Here is a 24,667-nt window from a genome sequence, read left to right on the forward strand (position 1 = left end):
ACCTGTTGAAATTACTGAACTTTGGGGAGTTTAAAGAAAGGCAGGCTTCCCGCATAGTCAGGTTTCCCAATTAAAGACAACCACAAACAACAACCCATTACAGACCTTCGTCCCCGTGATAAACCCTTTTCAGGTTCAGGTTTGGTACGGGTGCCACAATAAGCGGGAATTTTTCGATGGTCACATTGCTCACATCCAATCCAAAACCGCGTTCTTCCGATAAACTATATTCCTTCACCATAAAATACAGACGCATGATCATTTTCTCGAAGAAGGGGAGTTCGATATCCTGGCTCAGGTATTTTTCCATTACAATGAACTGGAAATCGCCCACCACATTGTTCCGTTCCAGGCTTTCGTACCGGCTGGTTATGTTCACCTCTTTATTGGCTACCAGGTCGGCCACCACTTTGCGGAACATAAGGTTGATCTTGGGCTCCAGTCTGAACCCTAACCTGAATTCAACCCTGATTATATCGTTGGGGATTATGTGTTCAACCGTGTACTCGCAGGTATAGGGATCGTCCAGGGTATCAACGTGAACAAACCAGTAAATATCGGCCCGTTTGGGCTTTTTGTTCAATATAGAGTAAATGATCTTATGTTCAATTTCCTTGGGGTTATTGGCGCTGGTAAGATACACCAGGTGTGTGGCGTACTTGGGAACGGTCTTATCGTTGCTCAATTCCTGGATCTGCGGTATATAATGTTCCAGCCGAACAAATTCCACATACCGGTTCTTGATCTTACGGCTGCGGTACCAGATGTACATCACAAAGAACAGCCCACCGCCTACCAGCAGGGTCACAAAACCACCATGCGGGAATTTTTCCAGGTTGGCGAACAGGAACGAAAGTTCCAGGGTGAAGTAAACGATCAGGAACAGATAGATCCACATGGGTTTGGCCCGGCGGCTTACTAAAAAGTTGGCAAACAGGATGGTGGTGGCAATCATACAAATGGTAATGGCCAGGCCATAGGCCGCATCCATGTTGGAAGATTTTTTAAAGTATAATACCATGCCCACACAACCCACAAATAACAGCATGTTTATGCCGGGAATATACAGCTGGCCTCTTTCCTCGGTAGGGTAATTGATCTTCAGTTTGGGCCACAGGTTCAGCCGCATGGCTTCACTGATAAGCGTAAACGACCCGCTGATAAGGGCCTGGCTCGCAATAATGGCCGCAGCGGTGGAGATTAAAATGCCCGGGATCAAAAACCAGTGTGGCATGATGGCGTAGAACGGGTTGAACCCGTTGCTGATCATTTCATGGGTGATCACTTTACCATGATAATTCGAAAGCAGGTAAGCGCCCTGGCCCAAATAGTTCAGGATCAGTGTGCTTTTTACAAAGATCCAGGAGTACCGGATATTGGCCCGGCCACAGTGACCCAGGTCGCTGTACAGGGCTTCGGCCCCCGTTGTACAAAGGAATACAGCGCCCAACAACCAGAAACCCTTGGGATAGTTGGCCAACAGGTCTATTGCGTAATATGGACTGAGTGCTTTAAAAATATGCATATCGTCCAACAGGTGTGAGGCGCCCAGCGCCGCCAGCATACTAAACCAGCAGAACATGATGGGTCCAAACATTTTACCTATGGCAGTAGTTCCGAATTGCTGCAGAAAGAACAGTACGCTTAGAATGGCAATAACAATATATACGATGGTGTTGTCTTCAATACGACCTAACGCTTTGATATTGCGTAAACCCTCGATAGCAGAAGTGACCGAAATAGGCGGGGTGATCATGCCATCGGCCAACAGGGCAGCGCCCCCCAGCATGGCAGGGAGTACGAGCCATCTTCTTTGCCTGCGAACCAGTGCATATAACGAAAATATGCCCCCTTCCCCACGGTTATCAGCCTTAAGCGTAAGCACAACGTATTTGAGAGTGGTTTGCAGGGTGAGTGTCCAGATTATACAGGACAAAGAACCCAGAATCAATCTTTCATCTATCGTCCGGCCACCGGTAATTGCTGTCAGAACGTATAATGGGGATGTTCCAATATCGCCATAAATAATTCCTAACGCAATAAGTAAGGTGGCAACTGTAACTTTATTAATTTGTTTGCCCACGGTAGTTGTTGCTTATCCCGTTATCAAAGGGTTTTTTGTAAAAATAATAGAACCCCGGGTTAGTAGCCCGGGGCGCTACACAAAGGTATACGTAAAAAAATTAATTCCCCATGGATTTATCTCCAATTCATTAAGGGAACGAAATTTATGCACTTTCGGTTGTTTCTGAATCATGAAAAATGAATGCTTAAATTTATATTGAAAGTTTGGGCAGCCGTTTAACAATCAGTAATTTGGCATATAACATGTATTTCACCATCATGACGAAATATTGCGAAAAAATCGGGCGACAATTGTTCCTTATAGCAGTGTTGCTGGTTACTTTTTCTTCAATCAGTACCGCTCAAAAGATCACTTATTCGGAAGCTGAACGGGAAGACAGCCGAAGAACAGACTTTGAGATCATTGGGAAAATTGGTCAGAACATCCTTGTTTTTAAAAATAACCGTAACGAGAATGCCATCAGCGTTTATAACCAGGACATGAAACTGATTGATCGGGTGAAGGTTGACGCGTTAGATGACCGTTGGATCAATGTGGATTTTGTGCCTTACACTGATCATGTGTGGATGATCTACCAGTTTCAGCGCAGAAGCATTGTGTATTGTATGGCGGTAAAGCTGGATGCCAATGCCAAACGTCTTACCGAGCCTGTTGAGCTGGACACCACCCGCATTGGCTGGGCTGCCAGCAATAAATTATACAGCACCGTTTTCAGCGACGACAAACAGAAGATCATGGTGTTCAAGATCAATAACAAGAATCCCAAGAACTTCCTGTTCACCACCCTGCTTTATAATGGAGAAATGCAACTGCAGCAAAGGCACCATATGAGCATGGCCATGGAAGAACGGAACGATTATTTTACCGATTTTCTGATCGATAATGATGGGGATATGGTATTTGGCAAGTTTGTGCGAAAGAACGGGAGCGATTACATCAGCAATCTGGAACTGATCATAAAAAAAGCAAGGGAGGAGAAGTTCACCGTTCGCGACCTTGACCGAAAAGACGAACGGGTGTTGGATGAGGTGAAGGTAAAGATCGACAATACTAACAAGCGTTATTTGTTTTCGGCCCTGTATTATAAACAAAAAAGGGGCAATGTAGAAGGGTTGTATACCGTGATCTGGGACAAAGCCGCCGATTCGGTGCTCAGGGAACAAATGCTTGTCTTTAATGACGACCTGCGCAAACAGGCCAAGGGACCCGATGCCAACTTACGCATTGCCTTTAATGACTATTTCATCAATGACATTATCATAAAGCGCGATGGGGGGTATATCCTTACCGCCGAATCAATGTATACTACATCACGCGGCGGCACGTTTAATAGATGGGATTATCTGTATTACAACAATCCATGGTCGTCGCCACTTGATTATAGTTACTGGTCGCCCTACTATAGCCCCTGGCGGTCGCCCTGGAACCGCTATGGAGGTTCGGCTGCTACCAGGTACCATGCGGAAAATATCATGGTGCTGTCGTTCGATAAAGACGAAACACTGCAATGGAGCAATGTGATCTCCAAAACGCAGTTTGATGATGAAACGGATGCCCTGGTATCGCATACCCTGATGAATACCGGCGGAGAGTTGCATTTTTTATTTAATTTGTACGAACGAAGGACCTTATTGCTGAACGATCACAGTGTGGGCGCAGATGGTAAAATAACCCGGCACCCAACACTAAAAAACCTGGAAAGAGGCGTGGAATTCATGCCCAGACTGGCTAAGCAGATAAGTGCGGGTTCCATACTTGTTCCATGTCAATACAGAAACTATCTTACTTTCGCCAAAATTGAATTTTAAATTACTGTTTGAGTGACAGGAATATTCAAGCAAAAAACCTCCAGCAATATCCTGTTATTGCTGGTTTATGGTTTAATTCTGAAATTTAATTGCTTTCTGCACCCTGCCGGTCCCATACAACAACCGGAAGATCATTTTTTATACAATTGGCTCATAGAGTGGTTAAAACCCCTGCATATCCCGGCTGTACTGTATGTGCTTATCACCTTTTTGATGCTGTACGGTCAGGCGCTATTATTCAATCGTATTTGTAACGACCAAAAGCTCTTGCCCCGGCCTAATTACCTGCCGGCCATGGCCCACATGCTTACTACTTCGCTTTTTGTGGAGTGGAACTATTTTTCGGCCCCCCTGCTGGCCAATACCTTCCTGATCTGGATCTTTTACCGCATGACCACCCTGCCCACTATTCAAAGACCGGCGCCTGCCATTTTGGGTATTGGGATACAGATAGGCATTGTTACGTTATTATATAAACCGGCTGTAGTATTTGTTTTGCTGATACTACTGGCCCTGTTTATCATGCGACCGTTCCGCTTGCGGGAATGGGCCATTAATGTGCTGGGGATCACCATACCCTATTATTTTCTGGCCCTGGTGTTATACCTGGGTAATAAATGGGACTGGAACAAAATAAAACCGGTTTTTGCCATCGGGCTGCCTGCCATCCCATCCAATATATATACCACTATAAGCATTACGTTGTTGATAGTGCCATTTATAATCGGAGGATATTATGTACAGGCCAACCTCAACAAAATGTACATTCATGTGCGTAAAAGCTGGAGCCTGATGTTGTTGTACCTGATCATGGCCATGCTGATCATTATGGCCGATGGAGGCAATAATTATATCAGCTGGATGCTTTGCTCCGTGCCAATTACCGCATTCCATGCCGCCGCTTATTATTACATCCCATCCCGCCGCCTGCCCATGTTTATCCAGTGGGTCCTGTTTGGGTATGCGATCTACCTTAACTACTGGCTAGCCCCTGGTTTAGTTAATTGATTGATAGTTAATAGCTAATGAGTCCACAGGAGGCAGGCAAAAGCCTAAGGCCTAAAGTCTGAAGCAGCGATCGGGCTGGAAATTGTATTTGCTTCCGGCTTTCAGCTTTTGGCTTTCGGCTCACAAGAAACTGTGTTATCTTTGCACCCTATTTGTTCAAATACTCGCTTAAAACAATAAATATTAGCAGATGAAATTTGGTGTTGTAGTTTTCCCCGGCTCCAATTGCGATCGAGATATGCAGGATGCCTTGCAAAATGATCTGAATCAGGAAGTAATCATGTTATGGCATAAAGAAAAAGACCTCAGTATGTTTTCCACGGAAGACTGTATTGTTCTGCCTGGTGGTTTTTCTTATGGCGATTACCTGCGTACTGGTGCCGTTGCCCGGTTCAGCCCAATAATGCAAAGCGTGATTGAATTTGCCAATAAAGGCGGCAAAGTGCTGGGGGTTTGTAATGGCTTTCAGATCTTATGTGAGGCGCATTTATTGCCTGGCGCGTTATTACGCAATGCCAACCAGCAGTTTATTTGCAAAAATGTACACATTAAAGGCCTGGGAGCTGATAAAGCACTGAAAATACCTATTGCACATGGCGAAGGAAGATACTTTGCCGATGAAGCAACATTAGATAAACTGGAGAAAAATAACCAGGTAATATATCGTTATTGCAACGAAAATGGCGAGGTTACACAATTGTCTAACCCCAATGGTGCCATTCGCAATATTGCCGGAATATGTAATGAAGGACGCAATGTGTTTGGCATGATGCCACACCCTGAAAGAGCAACGAACGAAGCACTGGGAAATACCGATGGCCGCATCGTTATGGGATCGTTGATCCTGGGTGTGAACGCCGTTGCCAATGAAAAAGCTGCGTTGGTAAATTTTTAGATAATTATTAAGAATATTTCTTAGACTTTTGGAGCAGGTAAACTGTTTTAATAAGTAAACAAAAACAACATGAAGGCAACTCTGCTCTCCCTTTTGGTAATGATGATCGGTGCTGTGTCTTTTGCACAGTCAAGTACTCAGGTTAAATGGACGTTCTCTTCCAAGAAGATCGCCGATAAAACATATGAAGTGCATGCCACAGCTGCTGTTACCGGAAACTGGCATATTTATTCTCAAAATGTAGGAGTAGATGGACCAATCCCTACTGCCTTTACTTTCACCAAAAATCCGTTGGTTGCTTTGGACGGAGCGCCTAAAGAAACCGGAAAACTGATCAAAAAGAATGAAGAAGTATGGGGCGGTGAAGTGCGGTACTACGAAAACAAGGTTGAATTTATACAGGTAGTTAAAACAAAATCGAAAGCAAAGACCAATGTGGCTGGTAAAGTAGAGTATATGGTTTGTAACGATGAAAAATGTTTACCGCCATCTGAAACAACATTTTCTGTTGCCGTAGGTGGTTAAGACCTTACATGTAATTAACAAATGATAAAAACGGGTTCTTGTTGAAAGAACTCGTTTGTTTTTTTAAATCAACCAGTATTCTGTTTTATGAAATATTTTCTATGGAGTTTAATAATGCTGCTTTTTATTAACTCCACTGTGGTTAAAGGCCAGGATTCAACTGCTTATCAATGGGAAGTATCCGGAAAAAAGATCCAGGATAAAGTTTACGAATTAACTTTCACAACAACCGGTAGCCCCAAATGGCAACTGTATGGCCCCAATGAAGTGATCAGCGATGTGCCGGCGGTAGAACTGGCGCTGGCCGATTCTTCCATTCAAATAACAAAGCCCTTCAAAGAATCAGGCGATAATAAAGCATTCAAAAACTCCCTTTTTGACAATGCTACTTTCAAAATATACGAAGGCAAGGCCGCCTTTACCGCAACGGTAACTTTTACCGGCGATGTACCGGCTAAGTTATTAGGTACTTTTAGCTATACGTATGGAAAAGGGGATGAATTCTATCCGCTAAATGCATACTCTTTTTCGGTGCCACTCGAAGGTGGGATTGATGCAAGACCCGTGATAGATGTGTCTACATTTGATCTTAAACACCCGGTAAGCGGATGTGGCGATGAAAATACCGGTGGTAAAGGCATGCTCAGCATTTTCTTCCTGGGGATGCTCGGTGGTTTTATTGCCTTATTTACCCCTTGTGTATTCCCCCTGATCCCATTAACGGTATCGTTCTTTACCAAGCAATCGAAAGACAAAAAGAAAGGAGTGGCCAATGCTGTTATGTACGGGCTCTCTATTTTCCTGATCTATATTCTGTTGAGTATTCCATTCCATTTGGTAAGCGGTGTAAACCCCGAAATACTCAATAACATCAGTACCAACATCTGGCTGAACATTTTCTTCTTCCTCATTTTCGTGTTCTTCGCCATTTCGTTCTTTGGCTATTTTGAAATTGGTTTGCCCAGCGGGCTCGCCAATAAAATTGATTCCAGGTCGGGCATGAGTAGCCTGGGTGGTATCTTCTTTATGGCAATGACCCTGGCCATTGTTTCCTTCTCCTGTACAGGCCCCATCCTGGGCTCATTACTGGCCGGTACAGCGGCTGAAGGCGCCTGGCCCCTAACAGTAGGACTGGCTGGTTTTGGTCTCGCCCTGGCCCTCCCATTTGCTTTATTTGCCATGTTCCCCGGCTGGTTACAATCATTACCTAAAGCGGGTGGTTGGTTGAGCAGTGTTAAAGTGGTGCTGGGTTTTCTGGAGCTGGCCATGGCCGTGAAATTTTTATCAAATGCCGACCTGGTAAAACAATGGGGTATCTTAAAAAGAGAGGTATTTATTGGAATATGGGTAATAGTGGGCATTTTGATCGTGTTGTACTTGCTGGGTAAGATCAAATTCCCGCACGACAGCCCGGTTAAGAAATTTAGCAAAACAAGGCTCGCGTTTATTGCCCTGTTTAGTGCCGCCACCCTGTATGTTATACCCGGACTTACCAATACACACAGCGCCAACCTGAGTTTGATCAGTGGTTTTCCGCCACCGCTTTGCTATAGCTTGTATAAAAACCCGGTGAACTGCGAAAAGGGTATAGAACCTTTGCACAATGATTACCAGGAAGCACTGGCGCGGGCTAAAAAAGAGAACAAACCGGTGTTGATAGATTTTACCGGCTGGGCCTGTGTGAACTGCCGCCGCATGGAAGAGAACGTATGGACCGACGATAAGGTAGGCGCTTTAATAAAGGATAAGTTTATTATTGTATCGCTGTATGTAGATGAACGGAGACAGTTACCTGCAGCTCAACAGTTTGAATACGATAATAAGAAAACGAATACGAAGAAAAACATTATTACCGTGGGCGATCTGTGGGCTACTTTTCAATCAGTGAATTTTGATGCAGTAGCACAACCACAATATGCGATCATCAGCCCCGATCAAAAGATACTGACTAAAACCAAGGGATACACGCCCAGTGCAAAGGAATTTGCCCAGTGGCTGGAGTGTGGTGTTGATGCATACAAGAAAGGTCAGGAAACCGCTTCTAAATAAACAGTAAGCGATATAATAAAACAATCCCTTCTTATTGGCCTGGCCAGTAGGAAGGGATTGTTGTTTATAAGGGAATATGTTTATTTACATTCGTAGAAATAGTTCCGTGTATAGCCGGTAGTTGTATCGGTATTATAAGGGGGCCTGAGATAGCTTTCTATACTTTTTACTATTCTGCCTGAATCTGTTTGATAAGTGTATTGACTTGCAGCATAGCGGGTAGACTCTTTTCTGACCACATTTTTGTTGAAGTAAAGAAATTCTTCATAATAGCCAATCGGTATTGTATAATGAAAACCCATCAATAACAGATCGGGGGCTACGTTGGGAATGGTGTCATATTGATAACCTGTAATGATCACCGATACGCCCTTTGAAAATTGTTCCCTTGAAACTACATTGCCATTTTGCCACACATAGCGATACTCTGTGGTATCCCAGGTTTTATTAACAAGGTCATGCTGGTAACAGATACTTTTTTGTGGAAGGATAGAACCGGCGTATTCATAACGAAAACGTGTAGTGTCGGTTAGACCGCCTGTTGCTATTGCTTCAGCCAGCGTACCGTTGGAATTATATTTAAAATAGTTGGCTCGATAGCGGGCATTTACACTCACTAACCGTCCTGCATCGTTGTATGCCAACAGAAAGGTATCCTTAGTGTTGTAGTAGGGGTTATATTCGGTTACCTTTTCTACTTTACCTGCAGTATTGTAAAAAAAGGTAAATGTGGTATCCGCTTCAGCACCATTGTGCGTACCCTGAATCATTTTAATCAGACGGCATTTATCGGTCTGCTCAACAGGGTCAATGGGTGAATCTTTGTCATTACAGGAAACAATGAAAAACAGCAGTACGAAAGCATATAAAATGTTTTTTTGCATAATTGCTTGAGTTTATTGTCTGATCTTCCCTTTTCGCCTACCGCAGCTTTCTGATTTTTCGTGCACAGCTTGTTTATTGCTGGTTGCAGTTGAAGGGGGTAATGGAACGCATTAACAAAGATATATTTTAATGTTTACACCAGGTTCAACCGGTTCGTTAGGTAACCATTAGCGCGGTTTTGTTCCCGGAATGGTCGTTACCCTGTAGGGGAGTGGCCAGGTAGTGCTCAGGAAGTTGTCTGAATATTGTCTGGTAGTTGTCTTGCCCAAGAGCATATCCCGAGCATCCGTAGAGCATCCGTAGAGCATCCTGAGACAATATACAGGCCATTAAACTACAACCCCAATACAATGCTGGTACCATTACGCTGCGGCAGTGTTACGCCCCTGGATGGCGTTAGTGGTTGGGAAAGCGTCTGGGGTGCCGAGTACAACGTCCATTTAGCGCAACCAAGGGCTTTTTATGCCTATTATCGATTAGATGCTACCGGCAGAGGTGTAAATCAATATAATGACGAGGCTGACTAGTAGTGAAGTCCTGTTCATCCTCCAGTTTACTTCTAGTCAGATTCTCTCCAGATGTAGTCCTGCAGGCCATTTCCCGCCTAAAAACGCCACCCAAACGCCACCGAAACGCCACCGAAACGCCACCAAAAGGCCACTGCTCAGTGGCGTTTTAGTGGCGTTTTCCTTGCCGTTTGGTGGGATATGTAGTATATAAGTGATATATATCACTAGGATCTGCACTATGTCTGACTAGGGTCTTGCCGGGCTTTTATTATGTTTTTACTAAAGAAAAGCAGGTATTTTCCTAGGGGGCGACGGTGACATTTCAGTACTAATAAAGAAGATGAATGCATTGTGAGTAGCCGAAGGGCCTGCGTGTATGCCAGTTGGCGGTGATGGGAGAAAAAGAAAACACCCCGCTCAGCCTGAGTGGGGTGTTTAATTAGGCGTCATTCTGTTCCAGCCTTCCGGCAAGCAAGCAATTCAGGAAATGGGCCCGGATGGAGGGCCAGAATGACAATATTTTTACTTTCTCGAATCGTTATCTCAAATCTAAGCAGCTCGTTCCGTTCCCTAATCAGAAAATGCTGTTAAATTTTTTCTGAAGTACCCAAAGTAAAAAATTCTTACAAAGCGATCTTTTTTTGTAACATCATTTTGCGGAGGTTAATCAGGCCATAACGCATTCTTCCTAATGCAGTATTGATGCTGCAATTAGTAAGGGCAGCGATCTCTTTGAAGCTCAGATCGGCATAATGACGTAAAATGATCACTTCGCGTTGATCATCCGGTAACAGATCAAGCATTTGACGAACGCGGTCATAACTTTGACGCTTCATCATTTTTTGATCGGCACCGTCCTCTGTGAAATTGATCACTTCAAAGATATCCCTGTCGTCGCTGGTTTTGATAGCAGGGGTACGTTTTACTTTACGGAAATGATCAACACACAAGTTGTGAGCAATACGCATTGCCCAGGGAAGGAATTTTCCTTCCTCGGTGTAACGACCTCCACGAATAGTGTCGATGATCTTGATAAGCACATCCTGGAAAATATCTTCGGCGAGATATTTGTCCTTAACTAGGAATAAAATGGAAGTGTACATCTTTTCCTTGTGGCGGAGAATGAGTGTTTCAAGAGCATACAAGTCTCCATCCTGGAAGTCTTGGATTAACTCATGATCGGTTTTTTTACGTAGTGAACTCATAACTTCTACGGTTTTTTGAAGGTGATAGGATATTTATTAAATGGATTTTTATAATTGAGTGGCTTTTCTGAGTAGAAGTGTCCGTGCAATAGGCGGTGTGTGTTTAGTTTTCAGATTCGTTGTACAAATTACTAACTAAAGATAGAGACTTTTTCGAAAAAAGCAAACTTTAAGCAATTTTTAGATTTTTTTACCCAATAACCGTTAAAGAAACTATTTACGAAAAGCGATGTTATACAATAAATTTGTATCCTTAATATTATGGCAACATCAACAAAAGCTAACAAATTAGCAAGTCCTGTGCCTAAATCCTCTGATAATATTTTTATTAAAGGGGCCAGGGTGCATAACTTAAAAAACATTTCGGTAGAGATCCCGCGGAATAAGTTTATCGTAGTTACCGGTGTTTCAGGATCGGGAAAATCCTCACTTACCATAGATACCTTATTTGCCGAAGGCCAGCGCCGGTATGCAGAATCCCTTAGTGCTTATGCGCGCCAGTTTATGGCCAGAATGGTAAAACCCGATGTGGATTTTATCAAGGGTTTATGCCCGGCAATTGCGATAGAACAGAAGGTAATTACCCGTACCCCACGCAGTACCGTGGGAAGTATGACGGAAATTTACGATTACTTGCGGTTGTTATTCGCCCGAACCGGAAAAACCATTTCCCCTGTTTCTGGTCGTGAGGTAAAAAAAGACGATATAAACGATGTAATTGAGGCTATTGCCAAACGGCCAGCCGGCGATAAAGTGCTTATTCTCATCCCTTTTAAACAGCATAAGAACCGCAAACCGCTGGAAGAGCTGAACATCCTGTTGCAAAAAGGTTTTTCCCGCTTATACAATGGCGAAATATTACGCATTGAAGAGCTGATCGACGCAGCAACAGCAAAAGGTTCCGGGCCAAAACTCACCGGTGATACCTACGTGCTGGTAGACCGGCTGGTGGTAAAGGATTTTGACGAAGACGACCGGCATCGCATGGCCGATTCCATCGGCACCGCTTTTTATGAAGGGGAAGGCGAATTGATGTTGGAAGTGAATGGTACCACCAAACTACAGTTCAGCAACCGGTTCGAGCTGGATGGGATGCAGTTTGAAGAACCTGTTCCCAATTTATTCTCCTTTAATAACCCTTTTGGGGCCTGTCCAACCTGCGAAGGCTTTAGTCAGGTGCTGGGTATTGATGAAGACCTGGTGATCCCCGACAGAAGGTTAAGCGTATATGAAGGGGCGGTAGCGCCCTGGAAAGGCGAGAAGCTGGGGGCCTGGAAAGACCAGTTTATCCGCGGCGCCCGCAAGTTTGACTTTCCGGTGCACAAAGCCGTAATGGAACTTTCCAAGGCCCAGTTCAAAGTATTGTGGGAGGGTAATGAGTTTGTAAATGGCATCAACGACTTTTTTAAAGAAGTAGAACAGAACTTATACAAGGTACAATACCGCGTATTGCTATCGCGCTACCGCGGCCGCACTCAATGCCCCGATTGCAACGGGTATCGGCTGCGCAAGGAAGCGTTGTTTGTAAAAGTAGGTGGTAAACATATTGGCGAGCTGTGTGAAATGCCGGTGAAAGACCTGGCTGTATGGTTTGCCGAACTGCAATTGAGCGAATACGACAAACAGGTAGGTAAGCGTATTTTGATTGAAATAAGCCACCGGATAAAGACCCTGCTCGATGTAGGCTTGGGGTACCTGACCCTTAACCGGCTGGCCAACTCCTTAAGTGGCGGCGAAAGCCAGCGTATACAATTAACACGCTCACTGGGCAGTAACCTCACCAACTCATTGTATATACTTGATGAACCATCGATCGGGTTACACTCCCGCGATACGGAAAGGTTGATCCGCGTGTTAAAAGAACTGCGCGATCTGGGCAATACGGTAGTAGTGGTGGAACACGATGAAATGATGATGCGCGAGGCCGACTATATCATCGATATGGGACCGCTGGCTTCCCACCTGGGTGGAGAAGTAGTAGCCCAGGGTGATTATGATGCCATTATCAAGAATGACAAAAGCCTTACGGGCAAGTACCTGCGCGGTGACCTGAAAATTGAAGTACCTCGCATTACTCGTAAATGGAACCGTTCGGTAAGTATAGAAGGCGCTATGCAGAACAATTTAAAGGGTGTTGATGTAACATTCCCGCTGAATTTGTTGTGTGTGGTAAGTGGGGTGAGCGGCAGCGGTAAAACTACGCTGGTAAAACAAATCCTGTATCCGGGTTTGAAAAAGATAAAAGGGGAACCGGTTGATAAAACAGGTTTGCATAAAGCCATTACCGGCGATATTGACTACATCTCCCAGATAGAGCTGGTTGATCAGAACCCGATCGGTAAATCGAGCCGCAGTAACCCGGTAACGTATATAAAAGCCTGGGATGAAGTGCGTGATCTGTTTGCCAAACAACCGCTTAGTAAAATACGCGGTTTTCAACCTAAACACTTTTCGTTTAATGTTGATGGTGGTCGCTGCGATACCTGTAAGGGAGAAGGCGAACAGATCGTTGAAATGCAGTTCCTGGCCGATGTGCACCTTACCTGTGAAGTATGTGGCGGTAAAAAGTTCAAGGAAGAAGTACTGGAAGTGACCTATAAAGAGAAGAGCGTGTATGAGGTACTGGAAATGAGTGTAGATGAATCGCTGGAATTCTTTAAGGATGAAAAAGACATTATCAATAAAATAAAACCCCTCAGCGATGTGGGCCTTGGCTATGTTAAACTGGGCCAGTCGTCAGATACCCTGTCGGGTGGGGAAGCACAACGTGTAAAGCTGGCTTCCTTCCTGGGTAAAGGGCGCAGTCAGGGGCACATTTTATTCATCTTTGATGAGCCTACTACCGGGTTGCATTTTCACGATATAAAGAAATTATTAACCTCTTTCAATGCGCTCATAGAGCAGGGACATTCTATCCTTGTGATAGAGCACAATACCGATGTGATCAAAAGCGCCGACTGGATCATTGACCTGGGCCCCGAAGCGGGTGATGGTGGCGGACATATTGTATATGCCGGTGTGCCGGAGGGGTTGAAGAAAGTGAAAGAGAGCTATACAGGGAAATTTTTGTAGTGAGTGGTGAGTTGTGAGTGGGCGGCTGAACTGGTAGTGATCGCCAGGTTGGCGAGTTCCGAAATATTTTAAACTATTCTAATCACTGACAATAATTTAAAAAACCTGTCTCGTTAATGGGACAGGTTTTTTCTATGAACAACGTTACCTATGGTAACTATTTAGCGTTTACTGTTTGCTCAACTTAAAGGTTTGGTCCTTCACTTTAAGAATGTATACACCCTTAGGGGCATTTTCATCGATCGCAATGGCGTTGGCACCAACAATCCGATACTTGATCAACTGACCGGTAACACTGAATACTTTGATGTTGTTGGGAGTAAGGTCAGCAGATGTAGCACCGATCAACTGTACTTCGCTGATGAAAGGACTGGGGAATACTTTTGTTACCACGCCAGCGCCTTTTTTGCTGTTTACATATACCACTTTCGAAAATTCAGATTTGCCATCCAGGTCAATCATATTAAGACGATAGAAATAACCGCCATTGGCAGGAAGTACATCTTTGAATGAATATTTAGCGCCTTCTAATGTAGTACCGGCTGCAGTTATGGTGCCCACCGTTACAAAGTTTTTGCCATCAGCGCTTCTTTGTACTTCGTATTTAAAGCTATTCTCTTCCATAGAAGAACTCCAGGCGATAGTAGCTTCACTTTCAGTGCTCAAACGACCGTTAAAAGACGATAATTTGATGGGGAGGGGAGCCGCAGGCAGCGGTTTTATAGTACATGTTTTGATAATACCCCCTACAGAGTATTCTACATCAATGTGTTCAATTGTTTGGCAGGCATAATTAAAGTTCCCGGTAGATACAGGTCCGTTAACAGTCAGGAAGAAAACAGAAGTTGAATTATTATAATCAGAGATCAGATGGCCGTCTGGTGCATACATAAACAATCTGATGTCAGTACCGGGGTCGCCAATGGGTCCATTACCAACCACCACTTTGCAGTAATTGGGTCCGCCCGGAACAATATAAGGAATAGCAAAATAGTTTATTGGACAATCCGGGTCCGGTTGAGCCATAGTTGTAGTTACATAGCACACCAATGCCATGATTAAGAGGTAAAACTTTTTCATACATACATTTATTAGGTTCAGAAATAGAATGCATTGTTTTAACCGCTGTTTAAAAAAACATACGGATCACGGTTAGCGACTTACATGCTGTAAGACCGCGAGGGCTTTAGACAGGAGTGGAACAGTTTGGGAGTAAATAAAAACCTAAACCGGTGGGATATACACAGGATATGGATCAAATAAAAAATCTTTCAAACAGGGAAATACAACAGGAAGGAAATTCTAACAGATATTGGAGTATGGTTACTACGTTAGGGGGATGAAAACTCTAAATGGTCGTACGTGTTCTGAACTTTAATAGGGGGTGGATATGTTTCGAAGATAATGATAAAATTTAGATTTCAAAATCATTTGCGGGATTAAAATGTGATTGTGAGTGCATTGGGGAGTTTTACGAAGTGGGATAACCGAAGTCTGCATGCCTGTAATTTCTCTTTTAACATAACAAAAGCATTTTGAATACGTACCTTGCAAAAACATTAGCAAGTTGCATGCATAAATTTATAATTTCTTTAATTCTGATAATCATCTCTGTAAGCGTTCGTGCACAAGAGATAGAGGTACCGCAGCTTATTGAGATGCTCGACTGGAACTCCACAAGGATCGATACCACCCTTAAAAAAGAGGGGTATCTGCTGATGCAAAAAGACGTGGACTCAGCCAGCTCCTTATTCCAGTATTCCTGGTTCGATAAACAGGAGGATGGAAAAGCAGTGGTGCGTTCGTTCATTTACGCCGATGCAGCAGTCAGAAACCTGAAAAGCCGGTTAATTACCTACCGAACGTATAAGAAAGAAGAATACCAGCAAATAGCCGCCTGGTTGTTGGATAATAACTATCACAGCACGGCGAAATTCGATTTTAAAGAAGCCCAGCATACGCTGTACAGTAACGGCACCTTCACTATCCGGGTAAAAGTGATCACCACCGCATTAAAAGATGGGAGAAAGTATATTGCCTATGAGTTGGAACTGGGGAAATAGTTATTTAGTTAGTAAGTTATTGCGTTCGTAGGTTATTGAGTTAGTTGTAGCCGGCTCCTGGTACATAGTAACCCAATAACTTAATAACATAATAACTCAAACGATCTCTATCTTAAGCGGTCAAGACTTTTGACAAGCTTTTCATCTCTACGAATTCCCCTGATTGCAAAAAACAGCAGAACGGGAATGAAGATGGCGAATATTGCTGTGAGGTCATATTTTCCTTCGCCCGCAACAAACTTTTGGGTTTCGGAAAAGTATAATCCCAGATTTAACAGCGAACCTAACAGGGTTATTAAAACGATGCGCATTTGCATCTTTCTGGTCTTATAGAGGAAGATCGCAATGAGGGAAGCAATGCCTACACCTGCAGTTAAGATCAGCAACAACAAATTGCTTTGCGCCGTTAACGACACAAATGCTTTGGGTTGATTATCCTTTATCAAATTGCCGCTGTAAAAAGAGAACTTCAAACTGCAGAAAGCGGCTGCAGCGGCCAGCAGTAACCAAACTGATTGTAGACGTTGGATCATGGGTCAATAGGTTTGAGAAAAGTGAGTAAGTCAGGTGAGTTGTGAGCGGTGAGTTGTGAGTAAGCTCGCGAATGATCAGACTACTAAACATTCGGGAACCTACTCACCACTGATCCTGCCGACCACCACGGTCGGCCTCCCAACAAAGCTTGTCTGCCGGGAATTCACCACTGACCTCGCCGTTATCCCAATTCAGGATAAAGCGTGAATTGTTTCATGAAGTCATGCACATCATGCTTAACAGCGGTGATGGTAGCTTCATTATCAATATCCATTAATATTTTATCGATCATGCTTACCACAGTTTCCATGTGGCCTTCGTTCATGCCGCGGGTAGTAATGGCAGGAACACCCACACGGATCCCACTGGTAACAAACGGGCTTTTATCGTCGAAAGGCACAGCATTTTTGTTAAGGGTAATGTGTGCTTTATCGAGGGTTTCCTGTGCTTTTTTACCGGTGAGGTTCTTATTACGCAGGTCAATTAACATTAAATGGTTGTCGGTACCATTGCTAATGAGGTTGTAGCCGCGTTTAACAAAAGACGCCGCCATGGCTTGTGCATTTTTAATGATCTGCTGGCCATAAGTTTTGAACTCATCGGTAAGGATTTCACCAAAAGCCACTGCTTTGGCAGCTATCACATGCTCCAGTGGTCCGCCCTGCATACCAGGGAAAACGGCCAGATCGAGCAGAGCGCTCATGGGACGGATGTTTCCTTTGGGGTCTTTGATACCCTGTGGGTTATCGAAATCATGACGAAGCATGATGATACCACCACGGGGTCCGCGCAAAGTTTTATGGGTAGTAGAAGTTACAATATGACAATGATCGAACGGATCGTTGAGCAAACCTTTAGCAATTAAACCGGCGGGGTGAGCGATATCGGCCATAACCAGGGCGCCAATTTCATCGGCCACGGTACGGATGCGTTTATAATCCCAGTCGCGGCTGTAAGCAGAAGCACCACAAATGATCATTTTGGGTTTTTCCTTTCTGGCAATTGCCTCCAGTTGATCGTAATCAACAAGACCGGTTTCTTTATTCACCCCGTATGACAGCGCCTGGTAGTTTTTACCACTGAAGTTGGCGGGACTGCCATGGGTAAGGTGACCACCCATGCTCAGATCGAGACCCAGGATCTTGTCGCCTGGTTTTAAACAGGCTAAAAATACTGCCACATTTGCCTGAGCGCCTGCATGGGGCTGCACATTGGCCCAGCTGGCATTGAAGACCTTTTTAAGGCGGTCAATAGCCAACGTTTCAATTTCATCTACCACTTCACAACCACCATAATAGCGTTTGCCGGGATAGCCTTCCGCATATTTATTGGTTGGAACAGTGCCCATGGCCTGCATTACCTGGTATGACGTAAAATTTTCGGAAGCAATGAGTTCTATTCCATTTCTTTGACGTTCCAGTTCTTTCCTGAGAAGGTCAAAAACAAGCGTGTCTTTTTGCATGGCGCAAATATACAGCGGTTTGGGGAGTTAACGGAGTTGAAAAGTTGACAAGTTAACCAATTGACGGGTTGGCCAGTTGATAGGGTTGATAAGGTTGACAGAGATGATAGGTGTCTGCAACACGGATTGCCGATTCAGGGTTGCCGTTTCACGAGTTGATAGGGGCCGCAACATGGACTGCCTACTGCCTCGCCCGCCGAAACCCTGGCGTAGGCGGGCCGTCTGCCGTCTCGTCTGCCTATTGCTTATTGCCCTTCAGAAGCATTAAGCTTATAGCAACTTTTGTACTAACAAACGCTGGTAAAATAATTTTTACTATTTTCACGGCTTTGAAAAAAAACAAACCACTTGTTTTTCAAGTTATAACAGTGCTTAGCGGGCTTGTAAAAAAAGAAAGTAAGAGTCAAATAAATAAGCATGAATGGTCCCTTCGCTAAAAGGCGGATGGGATGGCTGAAAAGCAAATATTTTTCAAATGAAAGCAATCATTCCCGTAGCTGGTGCAGGTACAAAACTGCGACCACATACGTATACGCAACCAAAGGCACTTATACCCCTGGCCGGCAAAACTATTCTTAGTATTATTGTTGACCAGCTGCACGAAGCAGGTATCAATGAATTTGTTTTCATTGTAGGATACCTGGGTGATAAAATACAGGATTACGTAAAAGAGAAATATCCCGAACTGAAAGCCTGGTTTGTAACCCAGAGCGAACGTCACGGTATTGGCCATGCCATACAATTGACCAAAGACATAGTGGGCGACGATGAAATGTTCATTGTGTTGGGCGATACCATTTGTGAATATGATGTAAAGGAACTGCTGGATATGCCGTGCTCGGCACTGGGCGTTAAACGGGTTGATGATCCCCGCGATTTTGGGGTGGCAGAACTGGGCGAAGACGGTTTTATTACCCGCGTGGTAGAGAAGCCGCAGATCCCCAAGTCGAATATGGCGCTGGTGGGTATTTACCGCATAAAGGAAACCTCCTTCCTGTTCAATTGCCTGGAAAGCAATATTATGAACCAGGTTATGGTCCGGGGTGAGTTCAGCATAACAGATGCTATTCAGTGTATGATACAACATGGGGCCCGGTTTCAGCCTTACAAGGTCCAAAACTGGTTCGATTGCGGCAAAAAAGATACCCTGCTGGAGTCAAATGCCACTTTGCTAAAAAAGTTTGGCGGCGTTATTTCACCCGATCACAATTTTGAAAATACCATCATTATCCCCCCCGTTAGTGTGGCGGAAGGTTGCGATATAAAGAATTCCATTGTTGGGCCTAATGTTACCATTGGCGAAAAAACCACCATCAGTTATTCAATTATTAAAGATTCTATTATTGGCTCATTTGCAGACCTCTACGATATAGTATTGACAAATTCTCTCATTGGTAGTGATACCGAGGTAAAAGGTGAAAGCAGAAGTTTAAATATTGGCGACAATACCGAAATAGACCTGGGTGAATCGTGAACAAATATTTAGGTTTAAAACATAACCTAACTGGGTAAATTTTGAGTACCTTCAGGCTAGGAATGCAACATAATGTACGCACCTCGTGTCTTTATGTTGTTTCCGGGTTGAAAACTTGTGGCAGCTGATGTTTGGTTTGCCAACCTTTTAAACACTAATTTTTATGAGAGGTAAAAAAAATTACCTATTGCTTGCAGCGTTATTGCCTCTATCGCTGCTAACCAAAGCTAATGGCGATAACGGTACTCGTAAATCGACCGAGCCGGTGCTACAGGGATGCGTAGCTGACGCAGGCACCAAAAAGCCAGTACAGGGCGTTACTGTATCCATTTCCACTTCAAAAGGACAGGAGAAGAAAGAATTCACTACCGATGCATCAGGCAACTTTAAAGTGCCACAAATGCCGGTAGGCGAAGTGATCATTATCCTGGAGAAGAAAGGATATAAAACTACCCGCCGGGAAGGCATCATAATCAAAGAAGGTGTTTCTCTTAAAATGAGCTTTGATATCACCAATATGCAACTGGAAGAGGAAGGCGATGTTTTCCATCCCTTCTTCCGGATGATGGAAGGATGATTGGTACTATAAACTAATTAAAAGGGCCTCACTATTACAGTGGGGCCTTTTGTATTAAGGTGCTTTATCGTGAAACATGAAAGTCCTTATTGCGGAACTCCTATTATTTTCGGCAATCGTGAATCGGCAATCGGCAATGAAATACAGCAGGATGCTCCACGCTACGCGTGTCGCTCAGAAGGTAGAAGGTTTTGAGCGGCGGAAAGTAGTTATTAATTTCAACGATCGCGAACTTATTACTGAGCGAAGCGAAGGTGACAATGCATTGAACGCAGTGAGATGCCTGGTTTTTATTTCACGTTTCACGTTTGACGTTTCACGATTCCGTGAGTCTCAAATTTCGAGAGGCCCAAATTGCCGTTTGCCGATTGCCGATTCACGCAAAAAAAAGCGTCCCGGGGAACCGGGACGCGTGAGAAAATCACTAGTCTAAATGCGTATCCGAACGTTCTTGATGGTTGATGTTCATTTTACCATCTTGTTTCTTTATGGCTATATTCTTTTTCTTTATGTATTTGTGGTATTTATCAGTAACTGTTGGCGGTTGTTTTTTATCATTGATGTACAGCTCGCCCGACTTAAATTCAATGCTGTAATTCTCTTTCGTGTTTAGTAAACCATCTTTTTCCATCTCGTATATCATTTCCTGATAGCCCTGCATTTCTTCCCGGGCCTTTCCCATTTCCTCCCGGGCCTTGTCCATTTCTTTTTTGAGGTCAATTTGCTGGTGCTTCATTTCTTCCTTTACGCGGGCCATTTCCTTCCTGGCATTTTCCAGCTCTTTTTGCACATCTATCTGGCGTTGTTTCTGCGCCTCTTTTAACTCCTGTTTCCATTCCTCATTCCTGAGCGCTTTGTCAACCTCTTTTCTGGCATTGTCAATTTCACGTTTCAGTGCCTCCTTATCTATTTTACTTACATCCTCCAGTGATTGTTGTACGTCCCGTTGAATTTTTTCGAAGTCAATTTTACGCAATGATTCCTCTACCTGACGATGCATTTTTTCAACATCGATACGCCTTACTGCTTCATCAACCTGTCGCTGTATTTTGTCAAAATCTATTTTATAGATCGATTCTTCCACACGCTGTGAAATTTCGTCCCAGTCTTTGTCTTTCATTTTCTCCAGCTTATCCTTTGCCTCATCTAACTGACGTATTTCTTTATCCAGGTCGCGGTCGTTGGCCTCATCCCTGGTTATTTTATTTCTTTTCTGCGTAGGTATGGTATCGGTAGCATGGTTAGCAAAATGGTAATCTCGATTGCCATTGGGAGCCGTATTTTGTTGCGGGCCGCCGGTAAAGGCCAGTAAGGTAACCACACTAGCTACCAGCGCCAGGGAACCCCAGCGGATAAACGATTGATTCAAATTCATGGTTGTTACTTTTAAGAGTGACTGATTACGATGTCTTTCGTATAAAAATACGATAGATTTCGTAAATTGTTGCATGAGGAGATAAATTTTTAACTGGTTAACTTTTTTTAACGTTTAGTTGCCCAATGGGAACGAGTGGATAATTTCCCATATCTGTCCGTTATGACGCAACAGGGCAAAGGCATTGGCCGTAAAAGTTACCTCATAGTTTATTTGCTGAAAATGCTGCCAGGCCAGGGGAAAGTCCTTTTTATGCAAATCGCGGTTGGCAATGGTAACATGGGGGTGAAAGGGACGTTCTTCTTTTTTTACCGGAAAGCGGTTGCTTTGTAGCAGGGTTGTTTCAAGGGCTGTTTTAAATTCGGTTAACCGCGGGCTGGGCAATACATCAACGTAAATTACCCGGGGTTTAAAGGCTGCGAAGTTTTTTAATTGAATGGAAAAGTGTTGTTCCCGGCTGGCAAACGGTTGCAACAGTTCCTGTAAGCCAGGTTGTAAATTATCGGGCATCATAAAAGGAGAAATGAGCGTAATATGCGCCGGCGATTTCAAGGCAACCTTACACCCGAACTGATCACGCATATAAAACTTCCATTGCAATACTTTTCGATTGATCTCTTCTGGTGTCACTATGGCTATAAAGTGAAGCATATAGTTACAAAGCTCCTAAGTTATTAGGTTCGTAAGTTAGTAAGTTCTAAGGTTTGCGGACCAACGAACTTAAGAACCCAATAACCTGCAACTGTAAAACCTAAATAAACTAACTTTTTCTAAAAGCCCACTTAATCATTTCTTTCCAGCTAACTTTTTTCCCATACATTAATATGCCGGTGCGGTAAATTTTAGCGGTTAACCAGGCAAAGAACAAAAAGCCCAGCACCAGTAAAAGCATGGAAGTGATCAACTGGCTTGCGGGCACATCGTACATGATGCGGCCCATCATCACCACAGGCGATGTAAGCGGAAATAAGCTCCCGAAAACAACCAGTGGGGAGTTCGGTTCAGAAATAGCTTTGGTCATAATAACGAAGCCCAGGATGATCGGCATCATGATCGGGAAGACCATTTGTTGCGCTTCCTGCTGGTCGTCACTTACCACGCTGCCCACCGCAGCAAACAGGGAGGCGTATAATAAAAAGCCGCCAAGGAAATAAAAGATAAAACAACCAATGATCAACACCCAGGGTACTGAGTGTAAGCCGGTACGCATGGTTTCCATCATGCCCATTGTGCCTGCCATTCCCCCGGTTGGTCCTGCCTGGGGTATGGCGCTTGCATCGAGGCCGGGAATAAAGAAAGGCAGGATAAATTGTAATCCAGCAATAAGCAGGATCCAGATGGCGAACTGGGTAAGGCCTACGGCGCCTATGCCAATGATCTTGCCCATCATCAATTGAAATGGTTTTACAGAGCTCACCATAACTTCAGCGATCCGGCTTATCTTTTCTTCCATTACACCCCGCATTACCATGGTGCCGTATATAAGCATGATAATATAAATGAGCATACCGCAGAAGAATGCCACACCCGAAGCCACGCCAGCCACACTCTTTTTTTCTTCCTTGCCGTTTTTCAATTTGTTCTCAATGGAAATATCTGATTTAATAGACCGGTATTGTTCCGGGGAGATATTTGCCGATTGCAGCCGTTTTTGCTCAATGGCATTGTTGATGGTTTTTTCAACTTTGCTTTTTAGCGTAACCGAGACCGGTGATTTACTGTATAACTGAATGTTATTGACCCGCTGGGAAAAGTCCATGGGCGGAATAAATAAAAAGTAATCATACCCCATTTTAGGGTAGAACTCTTTTATTGAGTCCGGCGACTGTCCGGTGATAAACACATATTGCGAACCATCTCTTTTGGCATTCTCCACTTTTCCATTGAACAGGTTGGCCTGATCGATCACGGCTATCTTGTTTTTTTCACTGCTGCCACTCATGCCAATGGCTATAATGACTGCATAAAAAACCACAATAACAATAGGTACCAGGATGGTCGTAACCACGAATGATTTTTTCTTAACCCGTACCAGGTATTCACGTTGTATTACGAGTAATATCTTGTTCATGACAATATCGTATTATGCAGTTACAGTTTCAAATTGCCGGGTGAGGGGCGTGCCTTCCACCAGTTTTATAAATATCTCACTTAACGAAGGCAATATTTCCTGGAATGAATTAATGCCTATCTGCTGCTGTAGAAAATAGTGCAACACATCATTTGATCTGAACCCTTCTTTTATCTTAAGGATAAGTTGTTCGTCTCTACTATTAATGACCTCAAAAGCAGGAGAATTAATGGGACCTGGCTGGCTGTCGAGCCCAATGGAAAAAATATTTTCCTTGAACTGTTGTTTAACGCCGCTCACCGTTCCATCCAATATTTTTTGTCCTTTATTTACAAGAATAATGTGATCGCATATTTCTTCTACCTGTTCCATCCGGTGGGTGCTGAAGATAATGCTGGCGCCATTCTGGGCCAGTTTATGTATTTCTTCTTTAATAAGATTGGAATTCACCGGGTCAAGACCGCTAAAAGGTTCATCGAGGATAATGAGTTTGGGATCGTTCAACACCGTGGTAACAAACTGCAGTTTCTGTTGCATGCCCTTGCTCAGGTCTTCCACTTTTTTATTCCACCAGCTTTGCATTTCAAACTTTATGAACCATTGTTTTACCCTTTCAATGGCAGTTGCCTTGCTCAGTCCTTTTAATTGTGCCAGGTAAATGGCCTGGTCGCCGATCTTCATCTTTTTATACAGCCCTTTTTCTTCGGGCATATAACCTATATAGGCATTGTCTTTATCGGGATTGAACGGTTGTCCATTGAAGATAATGTCACCCTCATCAGGATAAAGAATACCGGTTATCATTCTTATCAGCGTGGTTTTACCGGCTCCGTTTGGTCCCAGCAAACCGAAGATGCTGCCAGGCGCCAGGGAGAAACTAATATCATCTACCGCTTTTTGCGAAGTATAATATTTTTTAAGATGTTTAACTTCCAATCTATTCATTGTATGCAAGCTTTTGAGGGAAAGACTGATACTTAAGGTAATGAAACAGTTAATTAGTAGCAAAAAAATCATAATTATTACATACGCATGCTATATTTATGCAATTTCATTTCAAAATAAGCAG

General features: G+C 43.7%; 20 protein-coding genes. 10 read left to right on the forward strand and 10 right to left on the reverse strand.

The window, feature by feature from the left end:
• Positions 1-97: 97 nt before the first annotated feature.
• On the reverse strand, positions 98-2,083 hold the full coding sequence (locus J7I42_RS10830) for a KUP/HAK/KT family potassium transporter (RefSeq protein WP_209138797.1): 1,986 nt from the start codon (positions 2,081-2,083) through the stop codon (positions 98-100).
• A gap of 233 nt (positions 2,084-2,316) precedes the next feature.
• Here J7I42_RS10830 and J7I42_RS10835 point away from each other — a divergent pair, with 233 nt between their 5' ends.
• The 5 genes from J7I42_RS10835 to J7I42_RS10855 all read left to right on the forward strand — a co-directional run bounded on the left by J7I42_RS10835 (position 2,317) and on the right by J7I42_RS10855 (position 8,371).
• Positions 2,317-3,894 carry a hypothetical protein gene (locus J7I42_RS10835; RefSeq protein ID WP_209138798.1) on the forward strand — a complete coding sequence of 526 codons (1,578 nt, stop codon included), beginning with the start codon at positions 2,317-2,319 and terminating at the stop codon, positions 3,892-3,894.
• 12 nt (positions 3,895-3,906) lie between these two features.
• Positions 3,907-4,902: a hypothetical protein gene (locus tag J7I42_RS10840; RefSeq protein WP_209138799.1), complete on the forward strand. Its 996-nt coding sequence runs from the start codon at positions 3,907-3,909 to the stop codon at positions 4,900-4,902.
• 190 nt (positions 4,903-5,092) lie between these two features.
• Complete coding sequence (purQ, locus tag J7I42_RS10845; protein WP_209138800.1) at positions 5,093-5,797, forward strand: phosphoribosylformylglycinamidine synthase subunit PurQ; 705 nt, start codon at positions 5,093-5,095, stop codon at positions 5,795-5,797.
• Between the two features lie 69 nt (positions 5,798-5,866).
• Positions 5,867-6,322 carry a protein-disulfide reductase DsbD domain-containing protein gene (locus tag J7I42_RS10850; protein WP_209138801.1) on the forward strand — a complete coding sequence of 152 codons (456 nt, stop codon included), beginning with the start codon at positions 5,867-5,869 and terminating at the stop codon, positions 6,320-6,322.
• 87 nt (positions 6,323-6,409) lie between these two features.
• A complete protein-coding gene (locus J7I42_RS10855) occupies positions 6,410-8,371 on the forward strand; it encodes a protein-disulfide reductase DsbD family protein (protein ID WP_209138802.1) in 1,962 nt (653 codons plus the stop codon).
• Between the two features lie 80 nt (positions 8,372-8,451).
• Here J7I42_RS10855 and J7I42_RS10860 read toward each other — a convergent pair whose 3' ends face one another.
• Positions 8,452-9,255 carry a hypothetical protein gene (locus J7I42_RS10860; RefSeq protein ID WP_209138803.1) on the reverse strand — a complete coding sequence of 268 codons (804 nt, stop codon included), beginning with the start codon at positions 9,253-9,255 and terminating at the stop codon, positions 8,452-8,454.
• 351 nt (positions 9,256-9,606) lie between these two features.
• Between J7I42_RS10860 and J7I42_RS10865 the strand changes: the two genes are divergently transcribed.
• Positions 9,607-9,783 (forward strand): hypothetical protein, encoded by a 177-nt coding sequence (locus J7I42_RS10865; RefSeq protein ID WP_209138804.1) that lies wholly within the window; start codon positions 9,607-9,609, stop codon positions 9,781-9,783.
• Between the two features lie 605 nt (positions 9,784-10,388).
• On the opposite strand, the gene J7I42_RS10870 is transcribed toward J7I42_RS10865, so the two are convergent.
• Positions 10,389-10,970, reverse strand: coding sequence for an RNA polymerase sigma factor (locus J7I42_RS10870; RefSeq protein ID WP_014223477.1), 582 nt, complete (start codon positions 10,968-10,970; stop codon positions 10,389-10,391).
• A gap of 261 nt (positions 10,971-11,231) precedes the next feature.
• On the opposite strand from J7I42_RS10870, the gene uvrA reads away from it, so the two are divergent.
• Complete coding sequence (gene uvrA, locus J7I42_RS10875) at positions 11,232-14,042, forward strand: excinuclease ABC subunit UvrA (RefSeq protein WP_209138805.1); 2,811 nt, start codon at positions 11,232-11,234, stop codon at positions 14,040-14,042.
• Positions 14,043-14,210: 168 nt separating this feature from the next.
• Here the strand turns inward: uvrA and J7I42_RS10880 are convergent, their stop codons facing one another.
• Complete coding sequence (locus J7I42_RS10880) at positions 14,211-15,122, reverse strand: T9SS type A sorting domain-containing protein (RefSeq protein ID WP_209138806.1); 912 nt, start codon at positions 15,120-15,122, stop codon at positions 14,211-14,213.
• 491 nt (positions 15,123-15,613) lie between these two features.
• On the opposite strand from J7I42_RS10880, the gene J7I42_RS10885 reads away from it, so the two are divergent.
• Positions 15,614-16,105: a hypothetical protein gene (locus J7I42_RS10885; RefSeq protein WP_209138807.1), complete on the forward strand. Its 492-nt coding sequence runs from the start codon at positions 15,614-15,616 to the stop codon at positions 16,103-16,105.
• A gap of 107 nt (positions 16,106-16,212) precedes the next feature.
• Here J7I42_RS10885 and J7I42_RS10890 read toward each other — a convergent pair whose 3' ends face one another.
• Positions 16,213-16,638, reverse strand: a complete 426-nt coding sequence (locus tag J7I42_RS10890; RefSeq protein ID WP_209138808.1) for a DUF4293 domain-containing protein — start codon at positions 16,636-16,638, stop codon at positions 16,213-16,215.
• A gap of 182 nt (positions 16,639-16,820) precedes the next feature.
• Positions 16,821-18,101 carry a serine hydroxymethyltransferase gene (locus J7I42_RS10895; protein ID WP_209138809.1) on the reverse strand — a complete coding sequence of 427 codons (1,281 nt, stop codon included), beginning with the start codon at positions 18,099-18,101 and terminating at the stop codon, positions 16,821-16,823.
• Between the two features lie 475 nt (positions 18,102-18,576).
• On the opposite strand from J7I42_RS10895, the gene J7I42_RS10900 reads away from it, so the two are divergent.
• A complete protein-coding gene (locus J7I42_RS10900) occupies positions 18,577-19,575 on the forward strand; it encodes a sugar phosphate nucleotidyltransferase (RefSeq protein ID WP_209138810.1) in 999 nt (332 codons plus the stop codon).
• Positions 19,576-19,738: 163 nt separating this feature from the next.
• Positions 19,739-20,152 carry a carboxypeptidase-like regulatory domain-containing protein gene (locus J7I42_RS10905; protein ID WP_209138811.1) on the forward strand — a complete coding sequence of 138 codons (414 nt, stop codon included), beginning with the start codon at positions 19,739-19,741 and terminating at the stop codon, positions 20,150-20,152.
• A gap of 424 nt (positions 20,153-20,576) precedes the next feature.
• On the opposite strand, the gene J7I42_RS10910 is transcribed toward J7I42_RS10905, so the two are convergent.
• The 4 genes from J7I42_RS10910 to J7I42_RS10925 all read right to left on the reverse strand — a co-directional run bounded on the left by J7I42_RS10910 (position 20,577) and on the right by J7I42_RS10925 (position 24,543).
• Positions 20,577-21,527 (reverse strand): V-type ATP synthase subunit I, encoded by a 951-nt coding sequence (locus tag J7I42_RS10910; protein ID WP_209138812.1) that lies wholly within the window; start codon positions 21,525-21,527, stop codon positions 20,577-20,579.
• A 114-nt stretch (positions 21,528-21,641) separates the two neighbouring features.
• Positions 21,642-22,178, reverse strand: coding sequence for an RNA 2',3'-cyclic phosphodiesterase (thpR, locus tag J7I42_RS10915; RefSeq protein WP_209138813.1), 537 nt, complete (start codon positions 22,176-22,178; stop codon positions 21,642-21,644).
• A gap of 109 nt (positions 22,179-22,287) precedes the next feature.
• Entirely contained in the window at positions 22,288-23,598 is a 1,311-nt protein-coding gene (locus tag J7I42_RS10920) for an ABC transporter permease (protein WP_209138814.1), read from the reverse strand.
• Between the two features lie 12 nt (positions 23,599-23,610).
• On the reverse strand, positions 23,611-24,543 hold the full coding sequence (locus tag J7I42_RS10925; RefSeq protein ID WP_209138815.1) for an ABC transporter ATP-binding protein: 933 nt from the start codon (positions 24,541-24,543) through the stop codon (positions 23,611-23,613).
• Positions 24,544-24,667 lie beyond the last annotated feature (124 nt).

The organism is Niastella soli (assembly GCF_017742245.1).
Taxonomy (GTDB): Bacteria; Bacteroidota; Bacteroidia; order Chitinophagales; family Chitinophagaceae; genus Niastella; species Niastella soli.